The following is a 9,755-nucleotide window of genomic DNA, read 5'->3' on the forward strand; positions in this document are numbered from 1 at the left end:
AGGCGGAGCCGGTCGTCGAGGCCGAGCCCGTCGCCGTGGTCGAGGCAGAGCCGGTCGTCGAGCCCGAGCCCGTCGCCGTGGTCGAGGCAGAGCCGGTCGTCGAGCCCGAGCCCGTCGCCGTGGTCGAGGCGGAGCCGGTCGTCGAGCCCGAGCCCGTCGCCGTGGTCGAGGCGGAGCCGGTCGTCGAGCCCGAGCCCGTCGCCGTGGTCGAGCCCGAGGCGGAGCCTGTCGTCGCCGAGGAGGTCACGCCCGTGGCCGCGCAGGTGGACGAGCCCGCGGCCGCCGATGGCGGCGAGGCCCCACAGGTGGCACCCGCAGCCGAGGTCGAAGGCAGCACGGGTGGTGCGGGTGGGAACGAGGACGCCGAGGGCGAAGCCGAGGCTGAGGTCGAGGTGACCCCGGGTGCGCCCGCCGTCCCGCTGACGCGGGTCAAGTCCGAGGCCCCGGCCCTGGTCACGGCGTACAACGAAGCGGGTACCGCGCTCCAGAAGCGGGACCTCACCGGAACCCGCGCCAAGATCTACCTCGTTCTCGACCGCTCCGCGTCCATGCGCGCGTACTACAAGGACGGCTCCGCCCAGGCCCTCGGCGAGCAGGCCCTGGCCCTCGCCGCCCACCTGGACCCGAACGCGACCGTCCACGTCGTCTTCTTCTCCACGGAGCTGGACGGCACCGGCGCCCTCACGCTCACCGAGCACGAGAACAGGGTCGACGACCTGCACGCGGGCCTCGGCCGCATGGGCCGTACGAGCTACCACGCGGCGGTGGAGGAGGTCGTCACCCACTACCAGAAGTCGGACACCACCGACCCGGCCCTGGTGATCTTCCAGACGGACGGCGCCCCCGACGCCAAGACCCCCGCCACCCAGTCCCTCACCGACGCGGCGAAGGACCACCCGGGCGTCTTCTTCTCGTTCGTCGCCTTCGGCGAGCACGACAACAAGGCCTTCGACTACCTCCGTCGCCTGAAGACCGGGAACACGGCCTTCTTCCACGCGGGCCCGGCCCCGCGCGAACTGACGGACGTCGAGGTCTACGACGGCGTCCTGGAGAACTGGCGCCCGTAGCCCCGTACGCCGCCGCACCCCGCACCACCGGGCCGCCCCTTCCCACCCCTTAAAACGGGAAGCGGGCGGCCCACCCATGTCGGCTACGATTTCAAGGTTCACCGACGACGACCCGCCGACAGCGAAACGGACGCGATCGTCGCCCCACGTAGCGACTTGGGAGCAGCCCGCGATGGCTCGACACCTCATCACCAGCGCCCTTCCGTACATCAACGGGATCAAGCACCTGGGCAACATGGTGGGGTCCATGCTCCCGGCGGACGTGTACTCCCGGTACCTCCGCCAGCGCGGCCACGACGTTCTGTACATCTGCGCGACGGACGAGCACGGCACCCCCGCCGAGCTGGCGGCCAAGGAGCGCGGCCTGCCGGTCGACGAGTTCTGCGCGCAGGCGCACGACGCGCAGAAGGCCGTGTACGACGGCTTCGAGCTGGCCTTCGACTACTTCGGCCGCAGCTCCAGCCCGGAGAACCGTGAGATCACCCAGCACTTCGCGCGCCGCCTGAACGAGAACGGCTTCATCGAGGAGCGCGCGATCCGCCAGGTGTACTCGCCCGCCGACGGCCGTTTCCTGCCGGACCGCTATGTCGAGGGCACCTGCCCGCACTGCGGTTACGACAAGGCCCGCGGCGACCAGTGCGAGAACTGCACGCGTGTGCTCGACCCCACGGACCTGATCAACCCGCGTTCGGCGATCTCCGGCTCGACGGAGCTGGAGGTCCGCGAGACCAAGCACCTCTTCCTCCTCCAGTCGAAGCTCCAGCACGAGGTCGAGGAGTGGGTGGCCCGCCACGAGTCCGAGTGGCCGCAGCTCGCCTCCTCCATCGCCCGCAAGTGGCTGACCGAGGGTCTGCACGACCGCGCGATCACCCGTGACCTGGACTGGGGCGTCCCGGTCCCGGCCGACACCTGGCCGGAGCTGGCCGCCGAGGGCAAGGTCTTCTACGTCTGGTTCGACGCCCCGATCGAGTACATCGGCGCGACGAAGGAGTGGGCCGACCGGTCCGGCCAGGACGCTGAGAAGCGTGACTGGAAGTCCTGGTGGTACGACGCGGACTCCGGCGAGAACCCGGTCCGCTACACGCAGTTCATGGCGAAGGACAACGTGCCCTTCCACACCGTGATGTTCCCGGCCACCGAGCTGGGCGTGCGCGAGCCGTGGAAGAAGGTCGACTACGTCAAGGCCTTCAACTGGCTGACGTACTACGGCGGGAAGTTTTCCACCTCCCAGAAGCGCGGCGTCTTCACCGACCACGCCCTGGACATCCTGCCCGCCGACTACTGGCGCTACTTCCTCATCGCCAACGCCCCCGAGTCGGACGACTCGTCGTTCACCTGGGAGCACTTCACGGCCACGGTCAACAAGGACCTGGCCGACACCCTCGGCAACTTCGTCAACCGCGTCCTGTCCTTCTCCAAGAAGCGCTTCGGCGAGGAGGTCCCGGCGGGCTCGGAGGCCGGCGAGGCCGAGGCGAAGCTGGGCGAGGAGATCGCGGGCCTGCTCGCGGAGTACGAGACCCAGATGGAGGCGCTCCAGTACCGCAAGGCGGCCGCCGCGCTGCGCGCCCTGTGGTCGGCGGGCAACTCCTACCTGGAGGAGAAGGCTCCCTGGCTGGAGATCAAGACCAGCCCCGAGGGCGCGGCGCTGACACTCCGTACGGCGATGAACCTGATCCACCTGTACTCGGTGGTCTCGGAGCCCTTCATCCCGGCGTCCGCCCGCGCGATGCGCTCGGCGTTCGCCCTGGCGGACGACACGGCGACCTGGGTGACGCCGGACGAGGCCCGCGCCCTGTCCTTCCTTCCCTCCGGCACCCCCTTCACCGTTCCCCCGGTCCTCTTCGCCAAGATCACGGACGAGGACCTGGAGTCGTACAAGGAGCGCTTCGGCGGCGCGCCGGAGTAACACCCACCGCTCGACAGGAGCCCGGGAACGAGAAGTTCCCGGGCTCTTCGCGCGCCGGGAGCCGGGCCGCGAGCGCTGCCGGTGGCGCGGCCGCGAGCAGTGCCGGGACCGGTGCCGGGAGCGGTGCCATGCGGATCTCCCTCGTCCTCTGTGCACCCCCTTTCCGGCGGTATACATTGCGAAGATCATGTGAAGCCGTCGGCTTCCTGGGATACGAGTGGACGAACGAGTCCACTGAGTGGGGGGTACATCCATGGCGCTCTTCGGAAACGCGCACACCGTCGACCCGGCCTCGGCGCAGCAGGACTACGCCCGCCTGCTGGGCCAGAACGAGCAGGTCCACGCCGCGTACCAACTGATACGTGACACCATCCTGTTCACCGACCGCCGCCTGATCCTGGTCGACAAGCAGGGCATCACCGGCAAGAAGGTGGAGTACCACTCCATCCCGTACCGGAGCATCACCCACTTCGCGGTGGAGACGGCCGGCACCTTCGACCTCGACGCCGAGCTGAAGATCTGGGTCTCCGGCGCCTCCCTCCCCATCCAGAAGACCTTCACCAAGGGCGTCGACATCTACGAGGTGCAGGCGATCCTCACCCAGTACGTGGCGAAGTAGTCCCGCCCGCCGCAGCACTGCCGGACGCCGCCCGCCACGGGACGGCCGAACCCGGCTCACCTGCGGCGATACCGCACCCTCCCCACGAGGGCCCCTGTCTGCGCCTGTTAGCATCCGCGCACTTGTGCGAGGGCGGGGGCCCTCGCGGGGAGGGACAGTTCACGTGGGCAGAAACGCCCCGAGACGGAACGGCCCGGCCGTCCTCGTCTCCACGCTCGCGGTCGCGTTGGCGGCCGGCACCATCACCCTGTTCTCCGGCACACCGGACGGCGGCGGCAGCGCGCAGGCCGCCCCGGCGGTCGACGCGGCGAGAACGACGCAGATCCTGCTGGACGATCCGAGTAACACGACTCCGCGCTCCGACCGGCTGCTCACCGCCGGTGCGACCGGATTCCTGCACCGCCAGGCCGGGGTCGCGGGCCTGCTGTGGACGGACTACGAGAACGACACGACGGTCACCGTGCGGGGACCGACCGGGATCTACAAGCCGACCACCACCACCTGCTGGGACCTCCAGGCACGCTGTGCCTCGGGCATGTACGGGCAGGCCGTCGACACCGTTGCCCTGCCGCACGCGTCCTACGGCGACCCGGTGTCCCTGTGGAAACCGGACGGCAGCGCGCTGCGGACCGTCGACCTCAGCCAGTCGGCCGACTACGTGGGCACCTACGGCGAAACGCTCGTCACGATCGAGTGGAACGGCGTCGTCGACGGCGAACAGCTCGACGGCTACCGGCTGCATCTCGTCGACCTCGTCGACGGCGAGCAGCGCGACCGCGTGGTCACCGGATTCCCGACCGAGGGTTCCTGGAATGTGAGCTCCTCGCGCACCGGCGACGAGCACGGCTTCCTGGTGGCCTACGCGATCCACGACGAGAACGGCGACGTCACGTCGTACACCGTCGGCTATCTCGACTTCGAAACCGCGCAGCTCACACCGGTCTTCACCGGACTGGACGCCTCCCCCGAGCTGGTGCTCACCGACGACCGCGTCGGCTGGTACACGGAGACGGCCGGACTGCACCTCAAGCCGCGCGCCGACCTCCAGGCCGAGGAGACGGTGCCGGTCACGGGCGAGGAGATCTCCGGCTCTCCCGTTCCCGTCGTCGTCGGCGACTGGCTGGTCCTCGCCGTGTCCGGCGGCGCCGTCACGGCCGAGTCGCTGGCCGACGGCACGACGAAGACCCTGCTGACCCGGTCCTTCGGGACCCCGGTGGCCACCCCCGACGGCGACGCCCTCGTCACCGGCGGCACCGGCGCGGCCGACTGGTGGGTCCAGCGCGTCGCCGTCGGAGCCGACGGCGGCCCGCGGCTGGAGAAGCTGCACAAGGTCGTGCCGTACGAGAACGCCAAGACGGGCCTGGCGCTCAGCCGCGGCAGCCTGCGCGTGGCGGAGGACAACCCCTCCAGCGCCTCCGACACCACCTCGTTGCGCACCATCGCAAGCGTCGGCGGCCAGTTGACCGCGACCCCCGCCACGGAGAGCGACTCGGTCAGCTCCACGTGCCCGTACGCCGGCACCACCTGCTCGGCGATGTGGGGCAACTACGGCAACGGGCCCCGGGACGTCTACCTCGACACCTACTACGACGGCGACGAGGGCGGCAGCGGCCTGGGGAACGCGGACCGGCTCGTCACGATCGGCTACAACCCCCTGGAGTTCCACACCGAGGGCGGCGCGATCGTCGACGTCTCGGACGACTACGCCGTCTACAACTCCGGTGGCTCGAACCCGATGCAGTACGTCGGTGAGTTCGGCCAGGGCCTGAAGCTGAAGCGCTCCGTCCGCGCCGCCGCCCTCAACGGCTCCACCCTCTGGAGCGCCTCCACCACGGGCAAGCTCACCTCGTACAGCCTGACCGAGGACAAGACCCTCGCCACGGTGACGGTCCCGGGCCTCGGCTGCGTGCCGAGCGAACTCCAGGCGGCGGGCCGCTGGGTGTACTGGTCGTGCGGGACGAACTCCGCGGGCGTGTACGACTCCAAGGCCGGTACGTCCCGCTCCGTGACCCCCGGGGACGTGCTCCTGGGCGACGGCTTCACCGTCCGCCACGACCACGGCACCGACCAGCTGGTCCTGACCGAGGCCGCCACCGGTACCACCCGCGTCGTCGCCTCCGAGGTCCCCGACACCGGTCTGGCCGCCGACCGGCGGTACCGCTGGACCATGGACGAGTACACGGGTCTGGTCGCCTGGTTCGACGCGTTCGAGCAGACGCACGTCGCCTCCACCGGCATCACGCCCTCCGCCGTGACGGCCTTCGAGACGTCGGCCGGCGACTACGTCGGCGCGGGCACACCTTTCGTGGGCCGATGGCTGCTGTCCCGCCCGGTCACCTCCTGGTCCGTGACCTTCACCTCGGTCCAGAGCGGCGCGAACGGCAAGGCCACCTCCACGGTCACCGGCGGTGCGTCCAAGGCATCGGTGACGACGAACTGGTACGGCAGGACGGCGGGCGGGAGTTACTTCCCCAACGGCCACTTCACGTGGACCCTCAAGGCGACGGGCACCGGCACCTCCACCGCGACCACGGTGGCCACCGGCAAGGGCTTCCTCTCCGAGGGAGCCGCAGTCCGCCACGACTTCGGCAGCCCCGACGGCCCCGACGGCAGGGGCGACCTGCTCACCCTCAACTCCTCCGGCGGCCTGACCGTCCAGCAGGGCACGGGAACGGGCAAGTTCGGCGGCAAGACCACCGGCACCGGCTGGGCCACCTCCGTCAAGGTGATCCCCTTCGGCGACATGAACGGCGACCACTGCAACGACGTCCTCGTACGGCTGAGCAGCGGGGCCCTGCGCCTCTACAAGCCGGGCTGCAACGCCGCCGTCAAACCGACGACGTCGCACACGACGCTCGCGACGAGCGGCTGGACGCAGTACGACGTCCTGACCTCGCCCGGCGACGTGAGCGGTGACGGCCGCCCCGACCTGATCGCGCGCGTCGCGTCCAGCGGGACCGTCTACCTCTACAAGGGAACGAGCACGGGCACCCTGTCCGCCCGCGTGAAGCTCTACGACAGCTGGAAGAGCTACAAGAAGATCGTCGGTGCCGGTGACCTCGATGGCGACGGCATCGGCGAATTGCTCGCCCAGGACAGTTCCAACACCCTCTACCGCTACAACGGCAAGGGGGACGGGACCTTCGCCGCCCGCGTGAAGGTGTTCGGCGACTGGGGCGGCACCTACAACGCCGTCGTCGGCGTCGGTGACATCACCGACGACGGCAGGGCCGACCTGGTCTGCCGCGACAGCAGCGGCAACCTCTACCGCAACAGCGGGGACGGCAAGGGATCGTTCGGCTCGCGCACGAAGATCGCGACCGGCTGGAGCGGATACCGGTCACTCTCCTGAGGCTCCGCACCTGAAGCGCAGCACCTGTGAAGGGGCCCGGGACCACACGTCCCGGGCCCCTCTCAGGCGTACCCGGGCCGCGCCCGCCGAGGCCGCCGACGAGGCACCGGAGACCGGCTGGAGACCTGGTGAGGGCCCTGTGGCGACCCGGCGACGAGCCGACGACGAGCGGGCGACGAGCCGGGAAAACCCCCCTCTGTCCGATCCCGCCGATCCGGAGTCGACCCCGGCTCCACAAGGCCCTCGATCACCCGTATGGTTTCCGCCATGGCAGTCCCCGAGGTCATTCCGATCGCCTACGAACCGAAGCACCGCACCGAGACAATCGGCCGGTACGCGGACGGTCAGTTCCTGGCGTCGATCACGTACGCCTTCCCCGAAGGGTTCCGTCCCGACGACGGCTGGGAAGAGCACAAACGTCTGTACACAGTGCTCCACACCTTCGACTCCGAGGGCCGCTACCGCGACTCGGAGGTCTGGTGCGCCGGCACCTGGGCCGAACAGCAGCGAGACCCGTACGGCGACACCTCGGTGCTCTCACGTGCCCGCATCCACCTGGCGAAGCTCCTGCGCAGCCTGCCCCGGCGCTCGTACACGGACATAGCGATCCGGCCTTTCCAGCTCACCGTCGACGGCGTGCTGTTCGGCCTGCTGACCGGCGTCGACGAGGGCGAGGCCTGGGCCGAGCTGTACCCGGACCGCCTCGGCTTCTCCGAACCGTGGGACGGCACGTACGACATCTGAATGGATCTCCTTTCCCGGCGTGGCCCTGACAAGCCTCCGGCCCGTTAGCATCGGGTTTCTTGAGGCGCGAGGGGCTGGGGGCACGGGTGCGGGTGCGGGGAAACAGGTGGCTGCTGGTGGGCGCGGCACTGACCGCGTGGGGGATCACCGCCTGCGCCGGCACGGGCGGGAGAACGCCCGGCCCCCCGGCAGCGAGCAGTTCACCCGGCGCCGCCTCGACCGCGTCCATCGAGCCGGGCCCACCGCTCTCGGCCCAGGCTTTGAAGGCCATCGCCCTCACCGGTGACGATGTGGCGGGCACCCCGTACATCTCGCTGGACGTGCGGTCCCCCGACGACCCGGACAGCAACTTCCCGCCGGCCTCGGACGCCACCTGCCAGACGCTGCTCGACGCGGTCGACGCCAACGACGCGGCAACCGCCGTGGACCAGAACATCAACTGGCTGGACAGCATCTGGCCCGGCGGTGCCACACTCGCCTCCTACGCGGGCACGGGAGCCGAGAAGGCCTTCGACCGCGCCCGTACGTCACTGACGACCTGCCACGACTTCACGGGCGTCGGATTCACGGGGAAGTACGCCGCACACGTCGAGCCCGAGAAGATCCCCCACCTCGGCGACGAGTCGATCGCCTTCCGGATCACCGTCCCGGTGAAGCAGGCGCCCGGGCTGCGCAGTGGCCGTCGCGTCTCCCTACGGAACGAGCAGCACATCCTCGTGAGAGTCGGGGGTGTCACCGGGTACTTCACGATGCTGGCCATGGACCGCAAGGACCCCTTCCCCCTGGCTCTCGTCGAAAGGGAAGTCGCCCGCATGACCAAGGCCCAGCAGGCCTGACACGCGACACTCCCGGAGCTCACCAGGAAGGGCCCGGAACCAGTGGTGTTCCGGGCCCTGGGTGTCGGGGAGTTCCCTGAGCGGGGGCTACGACGCCGAGGCGGACGCGTTCGGCTGGGTGTCCGTGCTGTCGTGGGTCTCGTCCGGGGCGACGCCCATCGTCAGGTGGGCGTGGACGCCCTTGGCGATGTGCTTCTTGCTGTACGAGAGGTACAGGAGCCCGCCCGCGTGACCGCTGTCCGGGTAGATCGTGTCCTCGTCCAGCGTCGTGCGGGTGGTGGTGTTCGTGGAGTACGGGGAGACCTCCGCCGACGCCAGAACCGCCTTCTCGTCGAAGAAGAGCTGGCCGGTGTGGCAGGCGTGGCCGCCCTCGTAGCCCGCGTCGGTCCACGTGCCGTCCACATGGACCTTCACGTGGATGTGGACACAGCGGCCCTGGTACCAGCCGGGGAACACCGTCCTGAAGGTGACGTAGCCGTGCTTGTCGGTCTTCCAGGTGCCGCGCAGATACCGCTCGTCGTCGGTGGGCTCGGAGTGGCCGCCACCGGTGCCTCCGGAGGGCCCGCCGGACGGGGGTTCGCCGGTCGGGGGTTCGCCGGTCGGCGTGCCCGAGGGGGTGCCGGACGGGGCGTCCGTGGGCCCGCCCGACGGACCGCCGCCGCCACCGCCGTTGCTCATCGCCTCGTAGCCGGAGTACACGCCCAGCGCCGAGCAGTGCCAGATGTCCACCGCGGCGTTCCTGACCGGCTTGCAGGTCTCCGCGTCGATCACCTTGAGCTTGAGGGTCAGGGGGATGCCCTCCTGGTCCTCGGTGATGTCCTGGCGGAGCTTGTCCGCGTCGATGTAGTAGGGGCCCTCGGTGGTCTCCGAGGTGAGCGTGTAGCAGGTCTCCGCGCTCGTCGCGGCCGACGCGGTACCGGTCGTGACCTCGTCCGCGGACGCGGTCACGGCGATACCGCCGCCCACGCCCACGGCCGCCACGGCCGCTCCACCTGCGATGACAACCTTGCGCCGGGTCATGTTCCGTTTGTGCGCGGGTCCTTGAGTCTCAGTCATGCGCCGGACGGTAGGGAGCCGACCTGTCAGCAGCGTGGGTGCGAACTGTGGTTTCGCACCGCACGCGAAAGTGGGGCGGGACCCGGGGCGGGTGCGCGCCACAACGCCGGGGGGGGCGGGGTGCCCGGGTGGGGGGAGAATCGGCGGCGGCGGGGGCACCCACAAGTGGAGCGAG

General features: G+C 70.1%; 7 protein-coding genes. 6 read left to right on the forward strand and 1 reads right to left on the reverse strand.

Translation table 11 applies throughout. The features are described 5' to 3' along the window. The 6 genes from ACFWBT_RS21940 to ACFWBT_RS21965 form a co-directional block, all read left to right on the forward strand. Positions 1-1,067 (forward strand): VWA domain-containing protein (locus tag ACFWBT_RS21940; RefSeq protein ID WP_385702843.1); only part of this gene is annotated, 1,067 nt, incomplete at its 5' end. 172 nt (positions 1,068-1,239) lie between these two features. Continuing rightward, on the forward strand, positions 1,240-2,973 hold the full coding sequence (gene metG, locus ACFWBT_RS21945; RefSeq protein ID WP_385702845.1) for a methionine--tRNA ligase: 1,734 nt from the start codon (positions 1,240-1,242) through the stop codon (positions 2,971-2,973). Positions 2,974-3,226: 253 nt separating this feature from the next. Next, positions 3,227-3,592, forward strand: a complete 366-nt coding sequence (locus tag ACFWBT_RS21950; protein ID WP_385702848.1) for a PH domain-containing protein — start codon at positions 3,227-3,229, stop codon at positions 3,590-3,592. A 163-nt stretch (positions 3,593-3,755) separates the two neighbouring features. Further along, positions 3,756-6,944: an FG-GAP repeat domain-containing protein gene (locus ACFWBT_RS21955; RefSeq protein WP_385702851.1), complete on the forward strand. Its 3,189-nt coding sequence runs from the start codon at positions 3,756-3,758 to the stop codon at positions 6,942-6,944. 267 nt (positions 6,945-7,211) lie between these two features. Beyond that, a complete protein-coding gene (locus tag ACFWBT_RS21960; RefSeq protein WP_385702854.1) occupies positions 7,212-7,688 on the forward strand; it encodes a hypothetical protein in 477 nt (158 codons plus the stop codon). Between the two features lie 59 nt (positions 7,689-7,747). Beyond that, on the forward strand, positions 7,748-8,524 hold the full coding sequence (locus tag ACFWBT_RS21965; protein WP_385702856.1) for a hypothetical protein: 777 nt from the start codon (positions 7,748-7,750) through the stop codon (positions 8,522-8,524). Positions 8,525-8,611: 87 nt separating this feature from the next. Here the strand turns inward: ACFWBT_RS21965 and ACFWBT_RS21970 are convergent, their stop codons facing one another. After that, positions 8,612-9,580 carry an intradiol ring-cleavage dioxygenase gene (locus ACFWBT_RS21970; RefSeq protein WP_385702858.1) on the reverse strand — a complete coding sequence of 323 codons (969 nt, stop codon included), beginning with the start codon at positions 9,578-9,580 and terminating at the stop codon, positions 8,612-8,614. Positions 9,581-9,755: the final 175 nt, after the last annotated feature.

The organism is Streptomyces sp. NPDC060027 (assembly GCF_042737005.1).
Taxonomy (GTDB): domain Bacteria; phylum Actinomycetota; class Actinomycetes; order Streptomycetales; family Streptomycetaceae; genus Streptomyces.